The organism is Mycobacterium numidiamassiliense (assembly GCF_900157365.1).
In the GTDB taxonomy this organism is placed as follows: Bacteria; Actinomycetota; Actinomycetes; order Mycobacteriales; family Mycobacteriaceae; genus Mycobacterium; species Mycobacterium numidiamassiliense.
The window spans coordinates 88,450-114,532 of sequence record NZ_FUEZ01000004.1; the positions used below are offsets into that span (position 1 = coordinate 88,450).

A 26,083-nucleotide genomic window follows, 5' to 3' on the forward strand; every position below is an offset into this window, starting at 1 on the left:
TGTGCCGCTCAATCTGTCCAACCGGGACCAGAACTCGGGGCACCTGTTTTACAACCGGCGGTTGCGGGCGGCCATCACCCGGTTCTCGGTTCGGATGAAGCACGACGACCGCAAACAGCAGGCGGCGGTAGCGCTGTCGATCGTGCTCGTCGTCATCGGCATCGGCTGGATGGCCCTGCTTCATGTGATGAAGCCCGCGGGCCTGGTCGGTGAATCGGCCATCATCGGCGACCGGGATACCGGCGCCATTTACGCGAAGATCAACGGGCGCCTGTACCCCGCGCTCAACCTGACGTCCGCGCGGCTGGCGGTCGGCAGCGCCGGTGCGCCCGCCTGGGTCAAGGCGAGCGAGATCGCGAAATACCCGACCGGCCCGATGATCGGGATTCCGGGCGCGCCGGACAGCCTGCCGATAACCCCGAGCTCGGTATCGGCATGGTCGGTGTGTGACACCGCGGCCACCCGGGGCAGCGGGACCGCGCCCCTGGTGACGTCGATCGCCGGCCAGCTGGCGCCCTCCGGCCGGTCGGCGCCCATGGGTCCGGCGCAAGCCATCCTCGCGACGCATCGCGGCGCGACGTACGTGATCTGGCGGGGGCAACGCTCCCGCATCGACCCGACCGACCGATCGGTCACCTTCAATCTCGGGCTTGATCCCGGGGTCACCTATCCGATCGAAATATCGAACGCTCTCTTCGACGCCATGCCATCGACGGAACCCCTTGTCCTGCCAGCTATTCCGGGTCACGGGACACCGTCGCGGTTTCTGCCGGGCGTCGCGGTGGGCAGTGTGCTGGAAACCCGCGATGCGAGCGGCACCGTCAACGGTTTCTATGTGCTGCTGGCCGACGGCGTGCAGAAGATCACCAGCTTCGTCGCGGACCTGTTGCGGACCGCGAATTCCGAGGGTTCGACGACGCCGGCCCTGATTCCCCCGGACAAGCTGATTCAGATCCCGGTGATCGACGTGCTCGACGTGGATTATTACCCGTCCGGGAAGCTGGAATTCGTCGACACGTCCGCGAATCCGGCGACGTGCGTCGGCTGGGAGAAGCAGGCCGGCGACCCGCAGGCGCGGATCACTGTCTTCAGCGGGCGGGGCCTGCCGGTCCCGATCAGCATGGATTCGCATCTGGTGCATCTAGTCCGCGACGACCGCGACCCCAATTCGGCTGAGGCGGAACAGACTTTGATGCTGCCTGGCGCGGCGAATTTCGTGACGACCACCAGTGGCGTGGCGACCGCGGACAGTCGGGAAAGCCTGTATTGGCTTTCGCCGCAAGGGGTTCGGTACGGAATTCAGTCGGATCATCCGACGCTGCAGGCGCTGGGGCTGGATCCGCGTCTCGCCGTGCAAGCGCCCTGGCCGATAGTGCGTACGTTCGCGGCCGGACCGGCGATAGGCCGCGAGGCCGCCCTGGTGGCGCGCGACGTGGTGACCGGCGGCGGTGCCGTGGCGCCCGTTCCCGATTCCAACCAAAACGGGGGGTAAGGATGTCCAAGCGAGGTTTCGTCCGAGGTGGCCGCAGGCCACCGCCGAACGTTCCGCCCGTGCGGATCGCGGTCGCCGCGCCGCTGGCGCTGCCCGAACGCGAGCCCCGCAACATCCTGGTGATGATTGCGCTGCCGGCGTTGCTGGTGGGAATCATCGGCACCCTGGTGGTGATGTACGCGTCGGGGATCCGGTCGCTGCAATCCGGCTTCTTCCCGATGATCGGTCTGGTCGGGTTCGGCACGCTGATGTTCAGCGGCCGCTTCGGGCGGGGACGCCGGATCTCCTGGGGCGAGCAGGAAAAGCAGCGCCGTAGTTATCTGCGCCAACTCGACGACGACCGCGACGAAGTCCAGCGCGCCGCGCAGGATCAGCGACGCAGCCAGCTGTTCGTGCACGGCGATCCGCAGAACCTGGACACCGTCATCGGCGGTCCGCGGATGTGGGAGCGACGCGGCACCGACCCGGATTTCCTTGACGTCCGGCTGGGGATCGGCGTTCAGCAAGCCAGCGAGTCGGCGGTGTCGCTGCAGTGGCCCGACGTCCCGATCGGGGAAGAACTCGAACCGGTAACCGGGGGCGCCCTAAGGGATTTCATCCTCGAGCAGAGCAAGATTCGCGGGATCGGCAAGGTGCTGAGCCTGCGCTCGAAGCCCGGATTCAGCTTCATCGGCGACGAACCAAGCGAGCTGCACAGTTTCGCCCGCGCGATCATGTGCTCCCTTGCGGTCTATCACAGCCCCAGCGACGTCAAGCTCATGGTGGTCACCCGGCATCCCGAGCAGTGGTCGTGGCTGGTGTGGCTGCCACACAATCAGCACGACGAGATGTTCGACGCATGTGGGTTGCGCCGGTTGGTGTTCACCTCGCCGACCGAGCTGGAAGAGGCGCTCGACGCCGAGCTGCACCGCAAGGGCCGGGGGCCATGGACTCCCCCGGTCGGATCCAGCCCCACCTCGATGCCGTCGCCGATGGAATCACCAGCCGGGCTGGCGCTGGGCCCGCACTGGGTGATCGTCGACGACAACGTCGGCACACCCGAGCAGTGGGAAGGCGTGACCGGGCAGAAGGGCATGGCCGGCATCACCGTGTTGCGGCTGGCGACGCGGGCCGGCGTCGGCGTCGGATTCGCCGACGACAGTGAACGTTTCGGCCTGCGCGAAGGGCGACTCACTCACCGCGGGACGTTCTACGCCGTCGCCGATATGCTCGCCGAGACCACCGCCAGCCGGTATGCCCGGGCACTCGCCCGCTGGTCTCCGATGAGTGCTGGGGAGTTGTCGGAGACTGACAGTCAGGGCGGTGAGCTGTTGCGGGCGCTGGGCATCAGCGATCCGCGCGAACTCGACGTCGACAGACTCTGGGGCGAGAGCCGTGGACGCGGCGACCACAAATGGGCGATGATGCCCGTCGGCGTCAAGCAGGGCGGCGAGCTGCAGTACATCATATTGCGCGCCAAGGACTTTGGTGGCTTCGGCTTCCACTCGGTGGTGATCGGCACGTCCGGCTCGGGCAAGTCGGAGTACTTCCTGTCGCTGTGCACCGGGATCGCGCTGACCCACTCCCCCGAGTCGTTCATCGTGATCTTCGTCGATATGAAGTTCGAATCGGCGGCCCAAGACCTGCAAGGCTTTCCACACGTCGCGGGTTCGCTGTCCAACCTGGGCAAGGACGACCGACATCTGGCCGAGCGGATGCGCAAGGCCGTCAACGGCGAGATCGCCAGGCGTTACCGGCTTTTCAACAAGGCCGGAGCGCGCGACGCCAACGAATACGAGGAGATGCGCCTGGCCGGACGGGATCTGGAACCGGTACCGATTCTGCTGGTGATCATCGACGAATACCTCGAGCTGTTCATTCACCACCCCGAGTGGATCGACCTGGTCATTCACATCGGGCAGGAGGGCCGCGGCTGTAATGTCTTCTTCACCCTCGGCGGTCAGCGCCTGGACCTGTCGTCGCTGAGTAAAGCCAAGAGCAACATCGCCTTTCGGGTTGCGCTGCGCGCCGAGACCGCGGAGGATTCCCGCGATGTGATCGGCAGTGACGCCGCGCTGCATCTCCCGTCGAAGGAGAACGGGTACGCCTTGCTCAAGGTCGGGCCCCGCGACCTCGAGCAGTTCCGCTGCTTCTACGTGTCGGCCCCCTTCGTGGTGCCCAAGCGGGTCGTCAACGTGAACAAGACGGTGGACGTGAGCTTTTCCCAGCCGCGCGAACTCACCTGGGCGTATCAGCCGCTCAGCGACGCCGACAGCGAGGCCTTGGCCGTCGCCGATGAACCCGACGAACCCGACGAGTTCCTGTACCACGAGGACGGATTCCGGAAGAAGAAGCTGGTCGACGTCATCCGGGAATCGCTGTTGGCCAACCCGGCGCGCCCGCCGCACCAAATCTGGCTTCCCCCTTTGGAAGTCAGTCAGACGATGGACGCACTCGTGGGCGCCTGGCGGGGCAAACCGTGGTACGTAGACTACGGACAGAACCCGGGCCTGGTCTTCCCGGTCGGTGTGGTGGACATCCCCGAAGAGCACTCCCAGCGGGTGCACGCGATGGATATCGAGATGGACAACATCATGGTGGTCGCGACCGCTCAGCGCGGTAAGTCGACGACCCTGATGACCCTGGTGACCTCGGCGGCGTTGATGTACCGGCCCGAGCGGGTCACGTTCTTCTGCATCGGGGCCTCGCTGTACCCGGTCGAGGAACTGCCGCATGTCGCGTCCGTCGTCAGCCAGACAGATACGGAGGGGGTCTCGCGAACCGTCGCCTCGATCGAGGCGCTGATCCTGGCTCGCGAGGCGTCGTTCAAGCAGTACCAAATCGACATCTCCGAATTCCGCGAGCGACGGTTCGGTACCGAACGCGAAGGTGCGACCGATCCCAACGACAAGTTCGGCGACGTCTTTCTGGTCGTCGACAACTTCAGCGACCTCTACGACAAGGACGCCCCCACCGGCGATCGGCTGGTCACGATAGCCCGCCAGGGCCTGTCCTACGGGATACACATCATCACCAGCGCCACGGCGTGGCTGGTGGGCCAAAAGCAGCAGCTGGTCAACGTGTCCAACGCGCGTATCCAACTGCGGTTGAGCAATCCCGACGAAACGCAGATGGGCGAGGGCTTCGACAAGAGAAAAGCCGCCCGCAACACGTTGGACCGGCCCGGGTTCGGCGTGACGCGAGAGGGCCACGAGTTGCTGGTGGGGTTGCCGGAGATCATTTCGGCGAGCGGCGAGCGCGTCACGACGCGCGAGCTTGGCGCCGTCATCGCCGACGTGACAGGTGCGGGCAGGCTGGAGAAGCTGGCCCGGCTGCCCGAGCGGATTCAGCTGGCCCAGGTCATCTCGGCGTTCGCCGACAGCGAGGCGGCCTCCGACCCGCTCAACGTGCCGTTTGCGATCGGCGAAAGCGCCTTGCAGCCAACGTATTTACCGACGCGGTCGGTGCCCAACATGTTGGTGCTGGGCCGGCAGCGGTGCGGCAAGACCACGACCCTGGCCGCCTTCGGGCAGGCGATCATGAGCCAGCTCACCCCGGAGCAGGCGCAGATCACCATCATCGACCCCAAGACGTCGCTGATCGGCAAAATCCAGGGTCCACATGTGCGCGCCTACGCCTACACGGCCGAGGACATCGACGTGGTCGTCGACGGGCTGGCAGCAATCCTGCGCGACCGCCTACCACCGTCGGGCCTGAGCCAGGAAGAGCTGATGCAGCGCAGTAACTGGGAAGGTCCGCATCATTTCCTGCTCATCGACGACGAGCAGGAGCTGCGCCCGCACGGCGTCATCGGCAAGAACGCCGCGACCGCCCCGCTGTGGGGATTGATGGAACGCAGCCGCGAGATCGGGCTGCACGTGATCGCGTCGCGCTTGCCCGGCAACTGGGCCGGGGTGTCGGTGACCAATCCATTCCTGCAGAAGATGACCAGTTCGCGGGCGCCCACCCTATTCATGGACAACGACCCGGCAGCTGTAAAGGTGTTCGGCCGGGTGAGCTCCCAGCAATTGCCTCCGGGGCGTGGCCTGCTGGTCACCAACGACGGAGCGATGGAAGGCGTGCTGGTCGGAGACCTCGACTAGGCCCGGTCAGGGCGACTAGTCCGGCCGCAAAATAGGTGATTAGACACCCCCTCAGGGTGCCCATAGAATTAGGCAATTCCGCGACATTTTCGCGGGCACAACTGGGTGGGAGTTCGGGCAAAAGGGGTATACCCCTGTAGCTGCGACCAGCAATACGAATCACGGAGGGGCAAAAAATGGGCGGTCTATTCCATATGGCTTCAGACGCCGTCGACCTGTCTGCGGTGACAGAGGGCGGCATCAGCGAAGAGATGGCCGCCACTACGGCCGCCGGAGCCGCGGCGCTCACCGGGGTGATGCCGATGGCGCCGGACGCCGACTCGGTGGAGTTCGCGGCTGCCCTGAACGCGGCGGGTGCGGCCTACCTGGCCACCGCGGCCGAGCACGCCGGCCAGCGCTCCGCGTTCGGTGGTGCTCAGGGCCTGGCCTCAGTTACCGGAGTCGCGGCCGACGCAGCGGGTTCGGACCTCTTGTAGGCGGCTTACATGCCTGATCCCAGGTGGACGGGTCCGCCCGAGTTCATTGCGCTGATCTTCGAGGCGGGGACTCCCTTATCGACCCTCGCGAATAACGCGGTGTGGGTCACCGAGACGGCGAACAAGGAAATCGCGGCCGGTCTCTCCACCGTCAATGCGTTCGCCACGGCCACACAGTGGCAGGGCGTGAGCGGGTTGACCTCGATGGTCACCAGCACCGGCCTCAACGCCGGATTGCACAGCCTGGTGGGCTGGACGGCACACAAGATCGGTGTCACGCAGACCGCCGTCGAGGCGTTCGTGACCGCGAGGTCCGGGGTCATTCCGTCCATGGTGTCGCAGACGAACCGCGACGAGTGGACGGTGTTGAACGCCACCAACTTCTTCGGGCAGAACACTCCCGGGATCGTCGAGCGGGACACCGAGTACTTCGGTGAGCACTGGCCGCACAATTCGGGCATCGGCTGGTCCTACTCCGCTGCGCTGTCCGCGTTGGCAGCGATGCTGGCGGTTCCGCCGCCCCTGGCCCCGCTGGGCGCCTCCCCCGCCGCGCCGGCGGCCGCGGCCTCGGCGGTCGGTGAAGCCGCAGCGCAGGGCGGCATGAACAATGCGCTGCAGGCCTCTAGCCAGGCGACATCGGCTGGCGGAGAGGCCGCCTCGGCGCCCGCCGAGGGCGGCAGCCAGATGAGTTCGATGATGCAGATGCCGATGCAGATGATGCAGAGCGTGATGGAGCCGATGCAGCAGATGGTCCAGGCGCCGATGCAAGCGTTCCAGAGCATCGGTCAGCTGCCGCAGAGCCTGATGGGATCTTTGGGCGGGATGTTCTCGGGCGCCGGTGGGGGCGGTGCCGGCGCGGCCGGTGCCGGGGCTGAGCCCATCTTGGCCGGCGCGACGAGCGCGGGTGGGCTCGGTGCTTCTGGCGCGGGCGGTGTCGGCGGTCTCGGGAGTGGCCTGGGCAGTTCTGGCGCGGCACTGACCAGCTACACGCGTCCCACCAGCAGTTTCGAACCGGAGGCCGGTGGGAAAGCGGCGCCGCTGCGCTCCGGCATGCTCAACGCCGCCGAAGTCCGCGGCCCGACCGCCGCAACGGGAATGGGCGGGTCGCCGATGCCGATGTCGCCGGCCGGCATGCTCGGGCACGGCAAGGAGGGCGGGGCCGATGATAAGGATGTCACCCGAGCTCGCGTCGTCATCGGAGCCGACCGGACCGACTCGGAGTAAGCCCTAGCGACCCTTGCCGGGTGGACCGGCGAAGGCCTGCGCAATTTCCAGCCAGCGCTGCGCGTCCGCGCCCGACGCCGTGAGATCCAGGGCACTCAGCGGTCGTCGCTGAGTCACCAAGAAGCAGAAGTCCTCGCCGCTGCCGGTTACCCGCTGGACGGCATCCGTCGGACCCCACGACCAGGTGTCGCCTTCGGGCCCGCGTAGCTCGACCAGAAATGGCTCGGTCGGCGGAGTCAGATTGTTGATGGCAAACGCGTAATCGCGGGTGCGTACCCCGATGTGGGCGATCGAGCGCAGTCGCTCGGTGGCCGGCCGTTTGACGCCAAGCGCATCGGCGACGTCGAGGCCGTGCGCCCACGTTTCCATCAGCCGCGCGGTGGCCATCGACGTGGAGCTCATCGGCGGCCCGAACCACGGCAGCTTGCGACCCTCGGCGACCGACAGCAGGGCCTCGTGCAATGGCTCGCGGGTGACCCGCCAGTCGGTCAACAGTTCCGCCGGGGGCACCGCCGCCAGGTCGTCCGCGCCGGCGTCGACGAATCCGTCCGGATCCTGCGCGGCGGCGGCCAGCATCTCGGCGAAAGCTGCCTCGTCGGTCACAGCGGCGAGCGCGGCCCGGTCGGTCCACAACAGGTGCCCGATCTGGTGCGCGATCGTCCAACCCGCTGCCGGCGTCGGATCGGCCCAGCGTCCGGCATCCAGCGGGGCCACCAACGCGTCGAGATCATCGCTTTCGGCGCGCAGCTCGGCGACGAAGGGTCCTGGATCCGCCATCTTTGCCTCCCTAGCGCGCCTTCACGGGGTGGCTGCGCCGGCCGACGACGCTGTGCACGAGTAGCCCAATCAGATACAGCACCGACCCGATGACCACAAAGATCGGCGCTTGCCCGTCCGGCGGCATAAACGCCGCGGCCGTGGTGATCGCGACGATGAACGACACCCAGAACAGGGAGTCCTGAACGGCGAACACATGTCCGCGAAGGGCGTCGTCGACGTCCATCTGCATCGCCGAATCGGCGCACAGTTTGATCATCTGGCCGGTGACGCCGAGGAAGAAGCTGCAGCCGACCATGACCGGCAGCATCAGTCCGGCACCGGCCAACTGGATCACCGCGGCGGTGGTCAGGGCGCCGTTCACCGCCACGTAGCGCCCCCACCGTCGCACGGTCGGCGGGGTCAGCAGGGTCGACACGAAAGAGCCCAGCCCCGAAGCGGCGAAGAACAGCAGAGCGATCCCCAACCCGCCGAACGCGGGGTTCTTCGTGTGATGCGCCAGCAGCAACAGCAGCAGCGAGTTGATGCCCACCACCATCCGGTGTGCAGCCAGCGCGGACAAGGCTGCCGCCACCGTCGGCTGGCGCACAATAGTGCGGGCCCCGTGCAGCCAACCGGTGACGACCGCGTAGACGGCAGATCCGTGGATCGCGCGCAGCGTGTCGTCGGGCCCGAGCACCCGGGGGCCGAAACGCAACGACAGCAGCAACGCAATGCACACCGGGACGGCCGTGATGAAGATGATCGTCGAGGCGCCCTTGTCTCCCCCACCGACGAAAAAGCGCGGCACCAGCATGAAGTTGGCGCCCAGAAACGCAGCGATCGCGCCGGACGCGGTGGCCACCGAGTTCATCGTCACGACCTGCTCGCGCGGCACCACGTGGGGCAGCGACGCCGACAGGCCTGACGCCACGAAGCGAGCCATCCCGTTGGCCAACAGCGCCCCGAGCAACAGGGCGACCTCACCCGCCCGGACCGCCAGAATCGTGCCGATCGCGGCGATCAGGACCAGCCGGGCCACGTTGGCGCCGACCAGCACCCACCGCCTGTCCCAGCGATCCATCAGCGCCCCGGCGAACGGCCCGAGCACGGAGTAGGGCAAAAACAACACCGCGAAGGCGCGGGCGATCGCGCCGGGGTCGGCGGCCCGGTCCGGGTTGAACAGCAGCGCCCCGGCCACGGTCGCCTGGAAGAGGCCGTCACCGAACTGACTCGCCATGCGCAGCTGCATCAGCCGCCAGAAATCTGGCATGCTGCGCACCGTCCGCCACAACTCGGCGGGTGCACGCGATTGCATCCGGGTTTGAAACACAGAACCGACTTCCAGAAAAGGGTGGGCAAAGGTCGCTGCGCTCGGCGGCGCTTCACTAACAGTACAAATATTCGTCCGGCGGCCTTGTTTTCCCCGGGCGCTACAACCGGAATGCGATGATGTTCTGATGCCGTCCGAAGACCCCGAAGACTATGTCGCACCCGCCGCACAGCGGGTGCGTGCGGGTACCTTACTGCTGGCCAACACCGATCTTCTCGAGCCAACATTCCGGCGCAGCGTGATCTACATCGTCGAGCACAACGACGGCGGCACGCTGGGTGTGGTGCTCAACCGGTCCAGCGAGACCGCGGTCTACAACGTGTTGCCGCAGTGGGCGAAACTGACGGCCAAACCGAAGACGATGTTCATCGGCGGCCCGGTCAAGCGCGACGCGGCCCTGTGTCTGGCGACGTTGCGGGTGGGCGCCGATCCCGACGGTGTCCCCGGTTTGCGGCATGTGGCCGGTCGGATTGTGATGGTCGATCTGGATGCCGAGCCGGACCTGATTGCACCGCTGGTCGAGGGGGTGCGGATCTTCGCCGGATACTCGGGCTGGACCATCGGCCAGCTCGAGGGCGAGATTGAGCGCGACGACTGGATTGTGTTGTCGGCGTTGCCATCTGACGTCCTGGCCGGGTCGAAGGCGGACCTGTGGGGACAGGTGCTGCGGCGCCAGCCGCTGCCGCTTTCGTTGCTCGCGACCCACCCGATCGACGTCAGCCGAAACTAGCGCCCCTCCCCCACCGTCGGCACTGCCGTGTCGTCGGCCCGGCGCGCCAGCGCGCTGGCGATCAGTGCGCACACCACGAGTTGGATCTGATGGAAGAGCATCAGCGGCAACATGGTCAGCCCCACGGTTGCGGCGGGGAAGAAGACCAGCGCCATCGGCAGCCCGGACGCCAGGCTTTTCTTCGAGCCGCAGAACAGCAACACGATCGCGTCCCCCCGGTCGAGCCGGCACAGCCGGCCGGTCACGGTGGTGATCGCCAGCACCGCCGCCAGCAGTGCCGCGGCGACGAGTGACACCACGATCAGCCGCCCCACGTCGACGCTGGCCCAGATTCCTTCCACCATGCCCATGGAAAAAGCCGTGTACACCACCAGCAGGATGGACCCGCGGTCGACGACCTTGAGCAGCGCCGCGTACCGGGTAATCAACCCGCCGATGCGTGGACGCATCAGTTGACCCAGCCCGAACGGCAACACCAGCTGCATCATGATGTCGCGGATCGCGCCGCCGTCGACACGACTCGCGCCGCTGGTGTCCATCAACAGCACCACCAGCAATGGGGTCAGCACGACGCCGAGGATGTTGGACAACGACGCGCTGACGATCGCGGCCGAGACGTGACCACGGGCAATCGACGTGAACGCGATCGAGGACTGCACGGTCGAGGGGACCAGGCACAGAAACAGCACGCCGGTGTACAGGTCGGCCGTCAGCACCGAGGGCACCAATGCGCGCGCTGCCAGCCCCAGCAGCGGGAAAATCACGAATGTGGTGGCCAACACCAGCAGGTGCAATCGCCATTGACGCACGCCGTGGAGCGCCTGCTGCGGCGATAACCGGGCGCCGTAGAGGAAGAACAGCAGCGCGATGGCCGCCTTGGCGGCGATGGACACCATCTCGGCGGCGTGGCCGTGGGCGGGGAGCAGGGCGGCCAGAGCCACGGTCGCCGCCAGGGCCAGCAGAAACACGTCGATGATGGCCATCAGCCGCCTCACCATGGCGGCTCGGGCGCGACGGTGCGCAGGCGGCCGATCAGTGGCAAGTCTGCGTGCAGACGGCGCAGCTACCGGCGCAGGCGGGGGCCCCTGCGGCCGCGGTGCGCAGCGCAAAACGTGCGCTCTGCCACGAGCCGGCGCCCAGCGTGCCCAGCGCCCCGGCCACGCAGACGATGACCACCACCAGCGCGGTCTGCGGGGAGGCGGCGAGCGCGACCACGCCGCCGGCGGCCAGCATGATCGCGGCAGCCAACTGCGTCGGCGCCAGGGCGCGCAGCGCCAGCGCGGACGTGTCGACAACCGCAGGGCGGGAAAGGGACCAGGTTCCAAAGCCGGCGGACGCCACCGCCGCACACATGCACAGCACGCCCGCGATCACCATGGGCACACAATACGAAATGTGCTCGCGATGCGCTCGGCCGGCCGAGCGCATCGCGAGCACATTTCGTATTGTGTGCCCATGGTGATCGCGGGCGTGCTGTGCATGTGTGCGGCGGTGGCGTCCGCCGGCTTTGGAACCTGGTCCCTTTCCCGCCCTGCGGTTGTCGACACGTCCGCGCTGGCGCTGCGCGCCCTGGCGCCGACGCAGTTGGCTGCCGCGATCATGCTGGCCGCCGGCGGCGTGGTCGCGCTCGCCGCCTCCCCGCAGACCGCGCTGGTGGTGGTCATCGTCTGCGTGGCCGGGGCGCTGGGCACGCTGGGCGCCGGCTCGTGGCAGAGCGCACGTTTTGCGCTGCGCACCGCGGCCGCAGGGGCCCCCGCCTGCGCCGGTAGCTGCGCCGTCTGCACGCAGACTTGCCACTGATCGGCCGCCTGCGCACCGTCGCGCCCGAGCCGCCATGGTGAGGCGGCTGATGGCCATCATCGACGTGTTTCTGCTGGCCCTGGCGGCGACCGTGGCTCTGGCCGCCCTGCTCCCCGCCCACGGCCACGCCGCCGAGATGGTGTCCATCGCCGCCAAGGCGGCCATCGCGCTGCTGTTCTTCCTCTACGGCGCCCGGTTATCGCCGCAGCAGGCGCTCCACGGCGTGCGTCAATGGCGATTGCACCTGCTGGTGTTGGCCACCACATTCGTGATTTTCCCGCTGCTGGGGCTGGCAGCGCGCGCATTGGTGCCCTCGGTGCTGACGGCCGACCTGTACACCGGCGTGCTGTTTCTGTGCCTGGTCCCCTCGACCGTGCAGTCCTCGATCGCGTTCACGTCGATTGCCCGTGGTCACGTCTCGGCCGCGATCGTCAGCGCGTCGTTGTCCAACATCCTCGGCGTCGTGCTGACCCCATTGCTGGTGGTGCTGTTGATGGACACCAGCGGCGCGAGTCGTGTCGACGGCGGCGCGATCCGCGACATCATGATGCAGCTGGTGTTGCCGTTCGGGCTGGGTCAACTGATGCGTCCACGCATCGGCGGGTTGATTACCCGGTACGCGGCGCTGCTCAAGGTCGTCGACCGCGGGTCCATCCTGCTGGTGGTGTACACGGCTTTTTCCATGGGCATGGTGGAAGGAATCTGGGCCAGCGTCGACGTGGGGCGGCTGATCGTGGTGTCACTCGTCGCCGCGGCACTGCTGGCGGCGGTGCTGGCGATCACCACCGTGACCGGCCGGCTGTGCCGGCTCGACCGGGGGGACGCGATCGTGTTGCTGTTCTGCGGCTCGAAGAAAAGCCTGGCGTCCGGGCTGCCGATGGCGCTGGTCTTCTTCCCCGCCGCAACCGTGGGGCTGACCATGTTGCCGCTGATGCTCTTCCATCAGATCCAACTCGTGGTGTGCGCACTGATCGCCAGCGCGCTGGCGCGCCGGGCCGACGACACGGCAGTGCCGACGGTGGGGGAGGGGCGCTAGTTTCGGCTGACGTCGATCGGGTGGGTCGCGAGCAACGAAAGCGGCAGCGGCTGGCGCCGCAGCACCTGTCCCCACAGGTCCGCCTTCGACCCGGCCAGGACGTCAGATGGCAACGCCGACAACACAATCCAGTCGTCGCGCTCAATCTCGCCCTCGAGCTGGCCGATGGTCCAGCCCGAGTATCCGGCGAAGATCCGCACCCCCTCGACCAGCGGTGCAATCAGGTCCGGCTCGGCATCCAGATCGACCATCACAATCCGACCGGCCACATGCCGCAAACCGGGGACACCGTCGGGATCGGCGCCCACCCGCAACGTCGCCAGACACAGGGCCGCGTCGCGCTTGACCGGGCCGCCGATGAACATCGTCTTCGGTTTGGCCGTCAGTTTCGCCCACTGCGGCAACACGTTGTAGACCGCGGTCTCGCTGGACCGGTTGAGCACCACACCCAGCGTGCCGCCGTCGTTGTGCTCGACGATGTAGATCACGCTGCGCCGGAATGTTGGCTCGAGAAGATCGGTGTTGGCCAGCAGTAAGGTACCCGCACGCACCCGCTGTGCGGCGGGTGCGACATAGTCTTCGGGGTCTTCGGACGGCATCAGAACATCATCGCATTCCGGTTGTAGCGCCCGGGGAAAACAAGGCCGCCGGACGAATATTTGTACTGTTAGTGAAGCGCCGCCGAGCGCAGCGACCTTTGCCCACCCTTTTCTGGAAGTCGGTTCTGTGTTTCAAACCCGGATGCAATCGCGTGCACCCGCCGAGTTGTGGCGGACGGTGCGCAGCATGCCAGATTTCTGGCGGCTGATGCAGCTGCGCATGGCGAGTCAGTTCGGTGACGGCCTCTTCCAGGCGACCGTGGCCGGGGCGCTGCTGTTCAACCCGGACCGGGCCGCCGACCCCGGCGCGATCGCCCGCGCCTTCGCGGTGTTGTTTTTGCCCTACTCCGTGCTCGGGCCGTTCGCCGGGGCGCTGATGGATCGCTGGGACAGGCGGTGGGTGCTGGTCGGCGCCAACGTGGCCCGGCTGGTCCTGATCGCCGCGATCGGCACGATTCTGGCGGTCCGGGCGGGTGAGGTCGCCCTGTTGCTCGGGGCGCTGTTGGCCAACGGGATGGCTCGCTTCGTGGCGTCAGGCCTGTCGGCGTCGCTGCCCCACGTGGTGCCGCGCGAGCAGGTCGTGACGATGAACTCGGTGGCCACCGCGTCCGGCGCGATCGCTGCGTTTCTGGGCGCCAACTTCATGCTGGTGCCGCGCTTTTTCGTCGGTGGGGGAGACAAGGGCGCCTCGACGATCATCTTCATCACGGCCGTCCCGGTGTGCATTGCGTTGCTGCTGTCGTTGCGTTTCGGCCCCCGGGTGCTCGGGCCCGACGACACGCTGCGCGCGATCCACGGATCTGCCGTCTACGCGGTCGTCACCGGTTGGCTGCACGGGGCCCGCACTATTGTGCGCCAGCCGACGGTGGCGGCAGCCTTGTCCGCGCTGGCTGCACACCGGATGGTGGTGGGCATCAACTCGCTGCTGCTGTTGCTGCTGGCGCATCACACGAAGAACCCCGCGTTCGGCGGGTTGGGGATCGCTCTGCTGTTCTTCGCCGCTTCGGGGCTGGGCTCTTTCGTGTCGACCCTGCTGACCCCGCCGACCGTGCGACGGTGGGGGCGCTACGTGGCGGTGAACGGCGCCCTGACCACCGCCGCGGTGATCCAGTTGGCCGGTGCCGGACTGATGCTGCCGGTCATGGTCGGCTGCAGCTTCTTCCTCGGCGTCACCGGCCAGATGATCAAACTGTGCGCCGATTCGGCGATGCAGATGGACGTCGACGACGCCCTTCGCGGACATGTGTTCGCCGTTCAGGACTCCCTGTTCTGGGTGTCGTTCATCGTCGCGATCACCACGGCCGCGGCGTTTATGCCGCCGGACGGGCAAGCGCCGATCTTTGTGGTCATCGGGTCGGTGCTGTATCTGATTGGGCTACTCGTGCACAGCGTCGTCGGCCGGCGCAGCCACCCCGTGAAGGCGCGCTAGGGAGGCAAAGATGGCGGATCCAGGACCCTTCGTCGCCGAGCTGCGCGCCGAAAGCGATGATCTCGACGCGTTGGTGGCCCCGCTGGATGCCGGACGCTGGGCCGATCCGACGCCGGCAGCGGGTTGGACGATCGCGCACCAGATCGGGCACCTGTTGTGGACCGACCGGGCCGCGCTCGCCGCTGTGACCGACGAGGCAGCTTTCGCCGAGATGCTGGCCGCCGCCGCGCAGGATCCGGACGGATTCGTCGACGCCGGCGCGGACGACCTGGCGGCGGTGCCCCCGGCGGAACTGTTGACCGACTGGCGGGTCACCCGCGAGCCATTGCACGAGGCCCTGCTGTCGGTCGCCGAGGGTCGCAAGCTGCCGTGGTTCGGGCCGCCGATGAGCTCCACGTCGATGGCCACCGCGCGGCTGATGGAAACGTGGGCGCACGGCCTCGACGTCGCCGATGCGCTTGGCGTCAAACGGCCGGCCACCGAGCGACTGCGCTCGATCGCCCACATCGGGGTACGCACCCGCGATTACGCGTTTGCCATCAACAATCTGACTCCGCCGACCGAGCCATTTCTGGTCGAGCTACGCGGGCCCGAAGGCGACACCTGGTCGTGGGGTCCGACGGATGCCGTCCAGCGGGTAACCGGCAGCGGCGAGGACTTCTGCTTCTTGGTGACTCAGCGACGACCGCTGAGTGCCCTGGATCTCACGGCGTCGGGCGCGGACGCGCAGCGCTGGCTGGAAATTGCGCAGGCCTTCGCCGGTCCACCCGGCAAGGGTCGCTAGGGCTTACTCCGAGTCGGTCCGGTCGGCTCCGATGACGACGCGAGCTCGGGTGACATCCTTATCATCGGCCCCGCCCTCCTTGCCGTGCCCGAGCATGCCGGCCGGCGACATCGGCATCGGCGACCCGCCCATTCCCGTTGCGGCGGTCGGGCCGCGGACTTCGGCGGCGTTGAGCATGCCGGAGCGCAGCGGCGCCGCTTTCCCACCGGCCTCCGGTTCGAAACTGCTGGTGGGACGCGTGTAGCTGGTCAGTGCCGCGCCAGAACTGCCCAGGCCACTCCCGAGACCGCCGACACCGCCCGCGCCAGAAGCACCGAGCCCACCCGCGCTCGTCGCGCCGGCCAAGATGGGCTCAGCCCCGGCACCGGCCGCGCCGGCACCGCCCCCACCGGCGCCCGAGAACATCCCGCCCAAAGATCCCATCAGGCTCTGCGGCAGCTGACCGATGCTCTGGAACGCTTGCATCGGCGCCTGGACCATCTGCTGCATCGGCTCCATCACGCTCTGCATCATCTGCATCGGCATCTGCATCATCGAACTCATCTGGCTGCCGCCCTCGGCGGGCGCCGAGGCGGCCTCTCCGCCAGCCGATGTCGCCTGGCTAGAGGCCTGCAGCGCATTGTTCATGCCGCCCTGCGCTGCGGCTTCACCGACCGCCGAGGCCGCGGCCGCCGGCGCGGCGGGGGAGGCGCCCAGCGGGGCCAGGGGCGGCGGAACCGCCAGCATCGCTGCCAACGCGGACAGCGCAGCGGAGTAGGACCAGCCGATGCCCGAATTGTGCGGCCAGTGCTCACCGAAGTACTCGGTGTCCCGCTCGACGATCCCGGGAGTGTTCTGCCCGAAGAAGTTGGTGGCGTTCAACACCGTCCACTCGTCGCGGTTCGTCTGCGACACCATGGACGGAATGACCCCGGACCTCGCGGTCACGAACGCCTCGACGGCGGTCTGCGTGACACCGATCTTGTGTGCCGTCCAGCCCACCAGGCTGTGCAATCCGGCGTTGAGGCCGGTGCTGGTGACCATCGAGGTCAACCCGCTCACGCCCTGCCACTGTGTGGCCGTGGCGAACGCATTGACGGTGGAGAGACCGGCCGCGATTTCCTTGTTCGCCGTCTCGGTGACCCACACCGCGTTATTCGCGAGGGTCGATAAGGGAGTCCCCGCCTCGAAGATCAGCGCAATGAACTCGGGCGGACCCGTCCACCTGGGATCAGGCATGTAAGCCGCCTACAAGAGGTCCGAACCCGCTGCGTCGGCCGCGACTCCGGTAACTGAGGCCAGGCCCTGAGCACCACCGAACGCGGAGCGCTGGCCGGCGTGCTCGGCCGCGGTGGCCAGGTAGGCCGCACCCGCCGCGTTCAGGGCAGCCGCGAACTCCACCGAGTCGGCGTCCGGCGCCATCGGCATCACCCCGGTGAGCGCCGCGGCTCCGGCGGCCGTAGTGGCGGCCATCTCTTCGCTGATGCCGCCCTCTGTCACCGCAGACAGGTCGACGGCGTCTGAAGCCATATGGAATAGACCGCCCATTTTTTGCCCCTCCGTGATTCGTATTGCTGGTCGCAGCTACAGGGGTATACCCCTTTTGCCCGAACTCCCACCCAGTTGTGCCCGCGAAAATGTCGCGGAATTGCCTAATTCTATGGGCACCCTGAGGGGGTGTCTAATCACCTATTTTGCGGCCGGACTAGTCGCCCTGACCGGGCCTAGTCGAGGTCTCCGACCAGCACGCCTTCCATCGCTCCGTCGTTGGTGACCAGCAGGCCACGCCCCGGAGGCAATTGCTGGGAGCTCACCCGGCCGAACACCTTTACAGCTGCCGGGTCGTTGTCCATGAATAGGGTGGGCGCCCGCGAACTGGTCATCTTCTGCAGGAATGGATTGGTCACCGACACCCCGGCCCAGTTGCCGGGCAAGCGCGACGCGATCACGTGCAGCCCGATCTCGCGGCTGCGTTCCATCAATCCCCACAGCGGGGCGGTCGCGGCGTTCTTGCCGATGACGCCGTGCGGGCGCAGCTCCTGCTCGTCGTCGATGAGCAGGAAATGATGCGGACCTTCCCAGTTACTGCGCTGCATCAGCTCTTCCTGGCTCAGGCCCGACGGTGGTAGGCGGTCGCGCAGGATTGCTGCCAGCCCGTCGACGACCACGTCGATGTCCTCGGCCGTGTAGGCGTAGGCGCGCACATGTGGACCCTGGATTTTGCCGATCAGCGACGTCTTGGGGTCGATGATGGTGATCTGCGCCTGCTCCGGGGTGAGCTGGCTCATGATCGCCTGCCCGAAGGCGGCCAGGGTCGTGGTCTTGCCGCACCGCTGCCGGCCCAGCACCAACATGTTGGGCACCGACCGCGTCGGTAAATACGTTGGCTGCAAGGCGCTTTCGCCGATCGCAAACGGCACGTTGAGCGGGTCGGAGGCCGCCTCGCTGTCGGCGAACGCCGAGATGACCTGGGCCAGCTGAATCCGCTCGGGCAGCCGGGCCAGCTTCTCCAGCCTGCCCGCACCTGTCACGTCGGCGATGACGGCGCCAAGCTCGCGCGTCGTGACGCGCTCGCCGCTCGCCGAAATGATCTCCGGCAACCCCACCAGCAACTCGTGGCCCTCTCGCGTCACGCCGAACCCGGGCCGGTCCAACGTGTTGCGGGCGGCTTTTCTCTTGTCGAAGCCCTCGCCCATCTGCGTTTCGTCGGGATTGCTCAACCGCAGTTGGATACGCGCGTTGGACACGTTGACCAGCTGCTGCTTTTGGCCCACCAGCCACGCCGTGGCGCTGGTGATGATGTGTATCCCGTAGGACAGGCCCTGGCGGGCTATCGTGACCAGCCGATCGCCGGTGGGGGCGTCCTTGTCGTAGAGGTCGCTGAAGTTGTCGACGACCAGAAAGACGTCGCCGAACTTGTCGTTGGGATCGGTCGCACCTTCGCGTTCGGTACCGAACCGTCGCTCGCGGAATTCGGAGATGTCGATTTGGTACTGCTTGAACGACGCCTCGCGAGCCAGGATCAGCGCCTCGATCGAGGCGACGGTTCGCGAGACCCCCTCCGTATCTGTCTGGCTGACGACGGACGCGACATGCGGCAGTTCCTCGACCGGGTACAGCGAGGCCCCGATGCAGAAGAACGTGACCCGCTCGGGCCGGTACATCAACGCCGCCGAGGTCACCAGGGTCATCAGGGTCGTCGACTTACCGCGCTGAGCGGTCGCGACCACCATGATGTTGTCCATCTCGATATCCATCGCGTGCACCCGCTGGGAGTGCTCTTCGGGGATGTCCACCACACCGACCGGGAAGACCAGGCCCGGGTTCTGTCCGTAGTCTACGTACCACGGTTTGCCCCGCCAGGCGCCCACGAGTGCGTCCATCGTCTGACTGACTTCCAAAGGGGGAAGCCAGATTTGGTGCGGCGGGCGCGCCGGGTTGGCCAACAGCGATTCCCGGATGACGTCGACCAGCTTCTTCTTCCGGAATCCGTCCTCGTGGTACAGGAACTCGTCGGGTTCGTCGGGTTCATCGGCGACGGCCAAGGCCTCGCTGTCGGCGTCGCTGAGCGGCTGATACGCCCAGGTGAGTTCGCGCGGCTGGGAAAAGCTCACGTCCACCGTCTTGTTCACGTTGACGACCCGCTTGGGCACCACGAAGGGGGCCGACACGTAGAAGCAGCGGAACTGCTCGAGGTCGCGGGGCCCGACCTTGAGCAAGGCGTACCCGTTCTCCTTCGACGGGAGATGCAGCGCGGCGTCACTGCCGATCACATCGCGGGAATCCTCCGCGGTCTCGGCGCGCAGCGCAACCCGAAAGGCGATGTTGCTCTTGGCTTTACTCAGCGACGACAGGTCCAGGCGCTGACCGCCGAGGGTGAAGAAGACATTACAGCCGCGGCCCTCCTGCCCGATGTGAATGACCAGGTCGATCCACTCGGGGTGGTGAATGAACAGCTCGAGGTATTCGTCGATGATCACCAGCAGAATCGGTACCGGTTCCAGATCCCGTCCGGCCAGGCGCATCTCCTCGTATTCGTTGGCGTCGCGCGCTCCGGCCTTGTTGAAAAGCCGGTAACGCCTGGCGATCTCGCCGTTGACGGCCTTGCGCATCCGCTCGGCCAGATGTCGGTCGTCCTTGCCCAGGTTGGACAGCGAACCCGCGACGTGTGGAAAGCCTTGCAGGTCTTGGGCCGCCGATTCGAACTTCATATCGACGAAGATCACGATGAACGACTCGGGGGAGTGGGTCAGCGCGATCCCGGTGCACAGCGACAGGAAGTACTCCGACTTGCCCGAGCCGGACGTGCCGATCACCACCGAGTGGAAGCCGAAGCCACCAAAGTCCTTGGCGCGCAATATGATGTACTGCAGCTCGCCGCCCTGCTTGACGCCGACGGGCATCATCGCCCATTTGTGGTCGCCGCGTCCACGGCTCTCGCCCCAGAGTCTGTCGACGTCGAGTTCGCGCGGATCGCTGATGCCCAGCGCCCGCAACAGCTCACCGCCCTGACTGTCAGTCTCCGACAACTCCCCAGCACTCATCGGAGACCAGCGGGCGAGTGCCCGGGCATACCGGCTGGCGGTGGTCTCGGCGAGCATATCGGCGACGGCGTAGAACGTCCCGCGGTGAGTGAGTCGCCCTTCGCGCAGGCCGAAACGTTCACTGTCGTCGGCGAATCCGACGCCGACGCCGGCCCGCGTCGCCAGCCGCAACACGGTGATGCCGGCCATGCCCTTCTGCCCGGTCACGCCTTCCCACTGCTCGGGTGTGCCGACGTTGTCGTCGACGATCACCCAGTGCGGGCCCAGCGCCAGCCCGGCTGGTGATTCCATCGGCGACGGCATCGAGGTGGGGCTGGATCCGACCGGGGGAGTCCATGGCCCCCGGCCCTTGCGGTGCAGCTCGGCGTCGAGCGCCTCTTCCAGCTCGGTCGGCGAGGTGAACACCAACCGGCGCAACCCACATGCGTCGAACATCTCGTCGTGCTGATTGTGTGGCAGCCACACCAGCCACGACCACTGCTCGGGATGCCGGGTGACCACCATGAGCTTGACGTCGCTGGGGCTGTGATAGACCGCAAGGGAGCACATGATCGCGCGGGCGAAACTGTGCAGCTCGCTTGGTTCGTCGCCGATGAAGCTGAATCCGGGCTTCGAGCGCAGGCTCAGCACCTTGCCGATCCCGCGAATCTTGCTCTGCTCGAGGATGAAATCCCTTAGGGCGCCCCCGGTTACCGGTTCGAGTTCTTCCCCGATCGGGACGTCGGGCCACTGCAGCGACACCGCCGACTCGCTGGCTTGCTGAACGCCGATCCCCAGCCGGACGTCAAGGAAATCCGGGTCGGTGCCGCGTCGCTCCCACATCCGCGGACCGCCGATGACGGTGTCCAGGTTCTGCGGATCGCCGTGCACGAACAGCTGGCTGCGTCGCTGATCCTGCGCGGCGCGCTGGACTTCGTCGCGGTCGTCGTCGAGTTGGCGCAGATAACTACGGCGCTGCTTTTCCTGCTCGCCCCAGGAGATCCGGCGTCCCCGCCCGAAGCGGCCGCTGAACATCAGCGTGCCGAACCCGACCAGACCGATCATCGGGAAGAAGCCGGATTGCAGCGACCGGATCCCCGACGCGTACATCACCACCAGGGTGCCGATGATTCCCACCAGCAACGCCGGCAGCGCAATCATCACCAGGATGTTGCGGGGCTCGCGTTCGGGCAGCGCCAGCGGCGCGGCGACCGCGATCCGCACGGGCGGAACGTTCGGCGGTGGCCTGCGGCCACCTCGGACGAAACCTCGCTTGGACATCCTTACCCCCCGTTTTGGTTGGAATCGGGAACGGGCGCCACGGCACCGCCGCCGGTCACCACGTCGCGCGCCACCAGGGCGGCCTCGCGGCCTATCGCCGGTCCGGCCGCGAACGTACGCACTATCGGCCAGGGCGCTTGCACGGCGAGACGCGGATCCAGCCCCAGCGCCTGCAGCGTCGGATGATCCGACTGAATTCCGTACCGAACCCCTTGCGGCGAAAGCCAATACAGGCTTTCCCGACTGTCCGCGGTCGCCACGCCACTGGTGGTCGTCACGAAATTCGCCGCGCCAGGCAGCATCAAAGTCTGTTCCGCCTCAGCCGAATTGGGGTCGCGGTCGTCGCGGACTAGATGCACCAGATGCGAATCCATGCTGATCGGGACCGGCAGGCCCCGCCCGCTGAAGACAGTGATCCGCGCCTGCGGGTCGCCGGCCTGCTTCTCCCAGCCGACGCACGTCGCCGGATTCGCGGACGTGTCGACGAATTCCAGCTTCCCGGACGGGTAATAATCCACGTCGAGCACGTCGATCACCGGGATCTGAATCAGCTTGTCCGGGGGAATCAGGGCCGGCGTCGTCGAACCCTCGGAATTCGCGGTCCGCAACAGGTCCGCGACGAAGCTGGTGATCTTCTGCACGCCGTCGGCCAGCAGCACATAGAAACCGTTGACGGTGCCGCTCGCATCGCGGGTTTCCAGCACACTGCCCACCGCGACGCCCGGCAGAAACCGCGACGGTGTCCCGTGACCCGGAATAGCTGGCAGGACAAGGGGTTCCGTCGATGGCATGGCGTCGAAGAGAGCGTTCGATATTTCGATCGGATAGGTGACCCCGGGATCAAGCCCGAGATTGAAGGTGACCGATCGGTCGGTCGGGTCGATGCGGGAGCGTTGCCCCCGCCAGATCACGTACGTCGCGCCGCGATGCGTCGCGAGGATGGCTTGCGCCGGACCCATGGGCGCCGACCGGCCGGAGGGCGCCAGCTGGCCGGCGATCGACGTCACCAGGGGCGCGGTCCCGCTGCCCCGGGTGGCCGCGGTGTCACACACCGACCATGCCGATACCGAGCTCGGGGTTATCGGCAGGCTGTCCGGCGCGCCCGGAATCCCGATCATCGGGCCGGTCGGGTATTTCGCGATCTCGCTCGCCTTGACCCAGGCGGGCGCACCGGCGCTGCCGACCGCCAGCCGCGCGGACGTCAGGTTGAGCGCGGGGTACAGGCGCCCGTTGATCTTCGCGTAAATGGCGCCGGTATCCCGGTCGCCGATGATGGCCGATTCACCGACCAGGCCCGCGGGCTTCATCACATGAAGCAGGGCCATCCAGCCGATGCCGATGACGACGAGCACGATCGACAGCGCTACCGCCGCCTGCTGTTTGCGGTCGTCGTGCTTCATCCGAACCGAGAACCGGGTGATGGCCGCCCGCAACCGCCGGTTGTAAAACAGGTGCCCCGAGTTCTGGTCCCGGTTGGACAGATTGAGCGGCACAGTCATTCTCCTTTCGGCGGTCGATGCGGGCCTGCCGCATCCATACCGACGTCAGTGCAGGTCGCCACCGTATCTAGCCTGGTTCTCGGCTTCCGCCTCCTCGCGCAGCGCCGCGATCGCGAGGTTCAATCTGTCAGCCAGCTCCGCATGGGCGTAGCCGCTCATCACGTCCGGATGCAACGCCAACTCCACCAACTTGCCGTCCGAATTTGCCACCGCCCGTATATCCCCCAAATCCACGCTGTAAGTGATCGTCTCGGCCTGCGCAACAAGGGCTTCCCACTTGTCGGCCGCCTCACTCAGCTCACGCAACACCGCTTCGACGAGATCGCGATCTTTCAGGTCGCTCCGCTCACTGCGACTGCCCGACCCCGCCACGATGTCAGTATCATCGAGCGCTCCAACCAGCGTCAATTCATTGTGTGACGCTCGGTCACGACTCCGCGCTCCACCGACTGGCCGGCGGTTCATTGAGCTTCTGGAACCAGGCGAGGTGGTAGTTCGCCGATATCGGATCGCCGGCGACGCTGCTTTCGGTCGCCGCCAGCAAGAGGCAGTTGAGCAAAAGCGCGGGGTCGGCGTCGGGATACTGCGTCAGCACCTGGTACCGGGCGGTGTCTAGGTGGACGCGCAGCAGGTCGGCTTCTTCCTCGACGACGCCGGTCCCAGCGGTGGCGGCCTTGGCCAACGTGTGGACGAGCCGCGGCAATCCGTCGCGCCAGTGCGTGACTCGACCCAGCTCCCAGCCCATGTCGTCGACCGCCGGCAGCTCTCGCGCCTGCACCGAAGGTTCCGTCGCGGCGAAGTCAGCCGGCCGGCCTACCGGATCCCCTGGCGTGTAGGTCGCCGAGCGCGTCGTTTCGCCGAGCATCGCGGAGGCTTTACCGGTGCGCCGTGCCGGTGCCAGCAATTGCACGCCGGCCGGCAGGGTGATGCCCGACGGTATCCAGCCGTGGGCGAGGTCGGTGACCAGCACCGTCGTGCCGTCAGCGCGATCGCCGACCGCCCAGTTCAGCTGCGGTTCTTGGCGCACCACGAACGCGAGGATCCGCTGCAGGCGTTCGGTGTCGGATTCGGTCGCAACCGGGGCGGCCGGCTCCTCGACTGCCGGGATCGCGCCGGTCTCGTCGTCGACCTCGTACGGACTCTCCGGCACCTCGGCGTCCCCGCCGTCCACCAACGGCACGGCGGCTTCCAAGGGCTCGACGGCCTCCGGCGCGGCCTGCAGTACCACCGCGTCCGGTCGGGCCTGCGGCTCCGGCGCTTCCGGTTCCGGCGCTTCCGCCGCGGCGGCCGGCTCACCGTCCTCCTCACCCCAAATTCGATGCCGACCGCCCGTATCGTCGTCGTCGTCATCGACCGGCAGCACCGGATCGAGCAACGGGTCTAAGCCGGTGTCCGCGGGCTCCTCGGGTGGGGCGAGGGCTTCCAGCCGGGTGGTCTCGGGTTCGGCTTCGACCGCTGGCGGTTCCGGCGGGGCCGGCGTTTCCAGGGCGTCCGGCGCGGCGGCCGGCTCGCCGTCCTCCTCACCCCAAATTCGATGCCGGCCGCCCGTATCCTCGTCGTCGTCATCGACCGGCGGCACCGGCTCGACCGCCCACAGTTTCGGGATGACGGCGGTCTCGGCATCCTCAGTCGTCGCGGCCGGCTCGTCGGCAGCATGCTCGGTTGCCGGGACCGGGATGACCTCGGTGCGGTCCGCGATGGGCCCGTCTGCGGAGGTTTCCGGCAACGCCGGAACGACGGGGATGATTTCCGTTTTGTCGCGATCACTGTGCGGGAAACGCTCAGCCGCCCGTCTGGGCGGGTACCGCGGGTAGTCGGGGCGGGCCTTCCGCGCACGTAAATGGCGAATCGCCGACTCGACTCGTCGCGCCGCGTGGGCGCGGGCCTCGTTGATGGCACGGGCCTCCGCGGCATGGCGGGCCGCATCATCCATTCCGGCGCGCTTGAGCATCTTCAGCTCATCGTTGGCTCTGCTGGTAATCCGCTGCAGGTCGGCCCTGAGATGCTCTGCGAGCGGGGCGTTTTCGTCGGTGATCGTCGATAGTTCGGCAGGCCAGAGCCCACCGATCACCCACGGGGTGCAATCGATGGGAGAGCTGAAGGCCGGCATCGCCAGTGATTCCCGGGTAGCTCTCCGGAGGCGCTGGCGCGCCGTCTTCCGACCGAAGATCGCCACCGGTTCAGCGTACCGACATCTTGCGGGCGAGCTTTGCCGACGGTGAATTGTGCGGCCCCGACGGCCTGGGTACCGTGAGGCCATGGCTGATTCTGCGCTGCAGCAGCAACTCGACGAAGTGCGCGCCCTGCTCGGTCGGGCGCGAGAGTTGTTCGGCGCCAATCCCATCGAGCCGCCCAGCGATATCGCACCCGATCCCGATGCCGCTAAGAGATGGCTGCTCTAGGACGATCGGTGTGGTGCGGCCGCTTAATCCATGCGGTCGCGGCGACGCAATTTGTGGGCCAGCAGTTTTTCGATGGCCGCATCGAGGTCACGCGGGCTGGGGACCTCGGCGGACGGCGTGTGCCCAGCGGCGACGATCTCGTCTCGAACTTCCAGTAGCGCTTTGAGCCACGAGACGTCGGCGGTCAGCAGAATGCCCTGCGCCAGGGTCGCGGCGTCGGTATCCATCGCCTCCTCACTGAGCGCGACGCTGTGCATGTACCCGCCGCGGCACGAGCGGACGAGGATGTGCCCACTCGGATGAACCGTGTCGAAGGCGGGATTGGCGTCGGTCATCGACCGCCGTCGACGATGCCGCCCAGCTGCCCGGCCGCATCTTCCTCGTGCTGGTCCCATGCCGACGCCGAGACGCTGAGTTTGTGCGCCATATCGGCGTGGTCGTCGGCTTGTTGCTGATAGCACTGGCGTCTCAGCTCGAGTAATTCGCGCCCGGCATCGCGAAGCTCGCCGAAGATGGGGCCCAGCGAGTCCAGGCTCTCCTGAATCGCGGCGTGCGACGACGGGATGGTGCGTAGGTAGTCGGAGGTCTCCTGATGATGCGCAGCGGCTTCACGTAAGTGTGCGGGCACCACGTGGATTCGATCTGCCATCCGTTTGTC

At 67.1% G+C, this 26,083-nt stretch carries 23 protein-coding genes and 1 pseudogene; 10 read left to right on the top strand and 14 right to left on the bottom strand.

The genetic code is table 11. From position 1 onward, the window contains the following. Position 1: 1 nt before the first annotated feature. From eccB (MNAB215_RS08800) to MNAB215_RS08815, 4 genes are all read left to right on the top strand, one after another. Positions 2–1,492, top strand: a complete 1,491-nt coding sequence (eccB, locus tag MNAB215_RS08800) for a type VII secretion protein EccB (protein WP_077081886.1) — start codon at positions 2–4, stop codon at positions 1,490–1,492. Positions 1,493–1,494: 2 nt separating this feature from the next. Continuing rightward, entirely contained in the window at positions 1,495–5,574 is a 4,080-nt protein-coding gene (gene eccCa, locus MNAB215_RS08805) for a type VII secretion protein EccCa (protein ID WP_077078597.1), read from the top strand. 176 nt (positions 5,575–5,750) lie between these two features. Further along, positions 5,751–6,050: a PE domain-containing protein gene (locus tag MNAB215_RS08810; protein ID WP_425436429.1), complete on the top strand. Its 300-nt coding sequence runs from the start codon at positions 5,751–5,753 to the stop codon at positions 6,048–6,050. A gap of 9 nt (positions 6,051–6,059) precedes the next feature. Continuing rightward, a complete protein-coding gene (locus MNAB215_RS08815; RefSeq protein WP_077078599.1) occupies positions 6,060–7,274 on the top strand; it encodes a PPE domain-containing protein in 1,215 nt (404 codons plus the stop codon). 3 nt (positions 7,275–7,277) lie between these two features. Here MNAB215_RS08815 and MNAB215_RS08820 read toward each other — a convergent pair whose 3' ends face one another. Both MNAB215_RS08820 and MNAB215_RS08825 read right to left on the bottom strand, forming a co-directional pair. After that, positions 7,278–8,051, bottom strand: a complete 774-nt coding sequence (locus MNAB215_RS08820) for a TIGR03084 family metal-binding protein (RefSeq protein WP_077078600.1) — start codon at positions 8,049–8,051, stop codon at positions 7,278–7,280. Between the two features lie 10 nt (positions 8,052–8,061). Then, entirely contained in the window at positions 8,062–9,348 is a 1,287-nt protein-coding gene (locus MNAB215_RS08825; RefSeq protein WP_077078603.1) for an MFS transporter, read from the bottom strand. Positions 9,349–9,490: 142 nt separating this feature from the next. Between MNAB215_RS08825 and MNAB215_RS08830 the strand changes: the two genes are divergently transcribed. After that, entirely contained in the window at positions 9,491–10,093 is a 603-nt protein-coding gene (locus MNAB215_RS08830) for a YqgE/AlgH family protein (protein WP_108637593.1), read from the top strand. Here the strand turns inward: MNAB215_RS08830 and MNAB215_RS08835 are convergent. Next, entirely contained in the window at positions 10,090–11,076 is a 987-nt protein-coding gene (locus MNAB215_RS08835; protein ID WP_108637735.1) for a bile acid:sodium symporter family protein, read from the bottom strand. The genes MNAB215_RS08830 and MNAB215_RS08835 overlap by 4 nt on opposite strands. Positions 11,077–11,125: 49 nt before the next feature. Beyond that, positions 11,126–11,470 carry a hypothetical protein gene (locus MNAB215_RS08840; RefSeq protein WP_077078602.1) on the bottom strand — a complete coding sequence of 115 codons (345 nt, stop codon included), beginning with the start codon at positions 11,468–11,470 and terminating at the stop codon, positions 11,126–11,128. A gap of 78 nt (positions 11,471–11,548) precedes the next feature. On the opposite strand from MNAB215_RS08840, the gene MNAB215_RS08845 reads away from it, so the two are divergent. Continuing rightward, the gene (locus tag MNAB215_RS08845) at positions 11,549–11,893 is read left to right on the top strand and encodes a hypothetical protein (RefSeq protein WP_077078602.1); all 345 of its coding nucleotides are present in this window, start codon (positions 11,549–11,551) and stop codon (positions 11,891–11,893) included. A gap of 49 nt (positions 11,894–11,942) precedes the next feature. After that, entirely contained in the window at positions 11,943–12,929 is a 987-nt protein-coding gene (locus MNAB215_RS08850; protein WP_108637735.1) for a bile acid:sodium symporter family protein, read from the top strand. On the opposite strand, the gene MNAB215_RS08855 is transcribed toward MNAB215_RS08850, so the two are convergent. Continuing rightward, positions 12,926–13,528, bottom strand: a complete 603-nt coding sequence (locus MNAB215_RS08855) for a YqgE/AlgH family protein (protein ID WP_108637593.1) — start codon at positions 13,526–13,528, stop codon at positions 12,926–12,928. The genes MNAB215_RS08850 and MNAB215_RS08855 overlap by 4 nt on opposite strands. A gap of 142 nt (positions 13,529–13,670) precedes the next feature. On the opposite strand from MNAB215_RS08855, the gene MNAB215_RS08860 reads away from it, so the two are divergent. Together MNAB215_RS08860 and MNAB215_RS08865 are read left to right on the top strand one after the other, a co-directional pair. Then, complete coding sequence (locus MNAB215_RS08860; RefSeq protein WP_077078603.1) at positions 13,671–14,957, top strand: MFS transporter; 1,287 nt, start codon at positions 13,671–13,673, stop codon at positions 14,955–14,957. Between the two features lie 10 nt (positions 14,958–14,967). Continuing rightward, positions 14,968–15,741 (top strand): TIGR03084 family metal-binding protein, encoded by a 774-nt coding sequence (locus MNAB215_RS08865; RefSeq protein WP_077078600.1) that lies wholly within the window; start codon positions 14,968–14,970, stop codon positions 15,739–15,741. A gap of 3 nt (positions 15,742–15,744) precedes the next feature. Here the strand turns inward: MNAB215_RS08865 and MNAB215_RS08870 are convergent, their stop codons facing one another. The 7 genes and pseudogenes from MNAB215_RS08870 to MNAB215_RS30665 all read right to left on the bottom strand — a co-directional run. Continuing rightward, positions 15,745–16,959, bottom strand: a complete 1,215-nt coding sequence (locus MNAB215_RS08870; RefSeq protein WP_077078599.1) for a PPE domain-containing protein — start codon at positions 16,957–16,959, stop codon at positions 15,745–15,747. Between the two features lie 9 nt (positions 16,960–16,968). Further along, positions 16,969–17,268, bottom strand: a complete 300-nt coding sequence (locus tag MNAB215_RS08875) for a PE domain-containing protein (protein ID WP_425436429.1) — start codon at positions 17,266–17,268, stop codon at positions 16,969–16,971. 176 nt (positions 17,269–17,444) lie between these two features. Then, on the bottom strand, positions 17,445–21,524 hold the full coding sequence (eccCa, locus tag MNAB215_RS08880) for a type VII secretion protein EccCa (RefSeq protein ID WP_077078597.1): 4,080 nt from the start codon (positions 21,522–21,524) through the stop codon (positions 17,445–17,447). Positions 21,525–21,526: 2 nt separating this feature from the next. After that, a complete protein-coding gene (gene eccB / locus MNAB215_RS08885; RefSeq protein WP_077081886.1) occupies positions 21,527–23,017 on the bottom strand; it encodes a type VII secretion protein EccB in 1,491 nt (496 codons plus the stop codon). A gap of 51 nt (positions 23,018–23,068) precedes the next feature. After that, positions 23,069–23,398, bottom strand: coding sequence for a DUF2710 family protein (locus tag MNAB215_RS08890; protein ID WP_108637734.1), 330 nt, complete (start codon positions 23,396–23,398; stop codon positions 23,069–23,071). A 52-nt stretch (positions 23,399–23,450) separates the two neighbouring features. After that, positions 23,451–24,602 carry a DUF5631 domain-containing protein gene (locus tag MNAB215_RS08895; RefSeq protein ID WP_342743249.1) on the bottom strand — a complete coding sequence of 384 codons (1,152 nt, stop codon included), beginning with the start codon at positions 24,600–24,602 and terminating at the stop codon, positions 23,451–23,453. 255 nt (positions 24,603–24,857) lie between these two features. Then, positions 24,858–25,199 (bottom strand): annotated as a pseudogene (locus MNAB215_RS30665) (hypothetical protein); the annotation flags it as partial. Between the two features lie 82 nt (positions 25,200–25,281). Here MNAB215_RS30665 and MNAB215_RS29680 point away from each other — a divergent pair. Then, entirely contained in the window at positions 25,282–25,425 is a 144-nt protein-coding gene (locus tag MNAB215_RS29680; protein WP_165691554.1) for a hypothetical protein, read from the top strand. A 23-nt stretch (positions 25,426–25,448) separates the two neighbouring features. On the opposite strand, the gene MNAB215_RS08900 is transcribed toward MNAB215_RS29680, so the two are convergent. Both MNAB215_RS08900 and MNAB215_RS08905 read right to left on the bottom strand, forming a co-directional pair. Then, on the bottom strand, positions 25,449–25,760 hold the full coding sequence (locus MNAB215_RS08900; protein WP_077078594.1) for a DUF2694 family protein: 312 nt from the start codon (positions 25,758–25,760) through the stop codon (positions 25,449–25,451). Then, on the bottom strand, positions 25,757–26,074 hold the full coding sequence (locus MNAB215_RS08905) for an ESX-1 secretion-associated protein (protein WP_077078593.1): 318 nt from the start codon (positions 26,072–26,074) through the stop codon (positions 25,757–25,759). The genes MNAB215_RS08900 and MNAB215_RS08905 overlap by 4 nt, the downstream gene beginning before the upstream one ends. Positions 26,075–26,083: the final 9 nt, after the last annotated feature.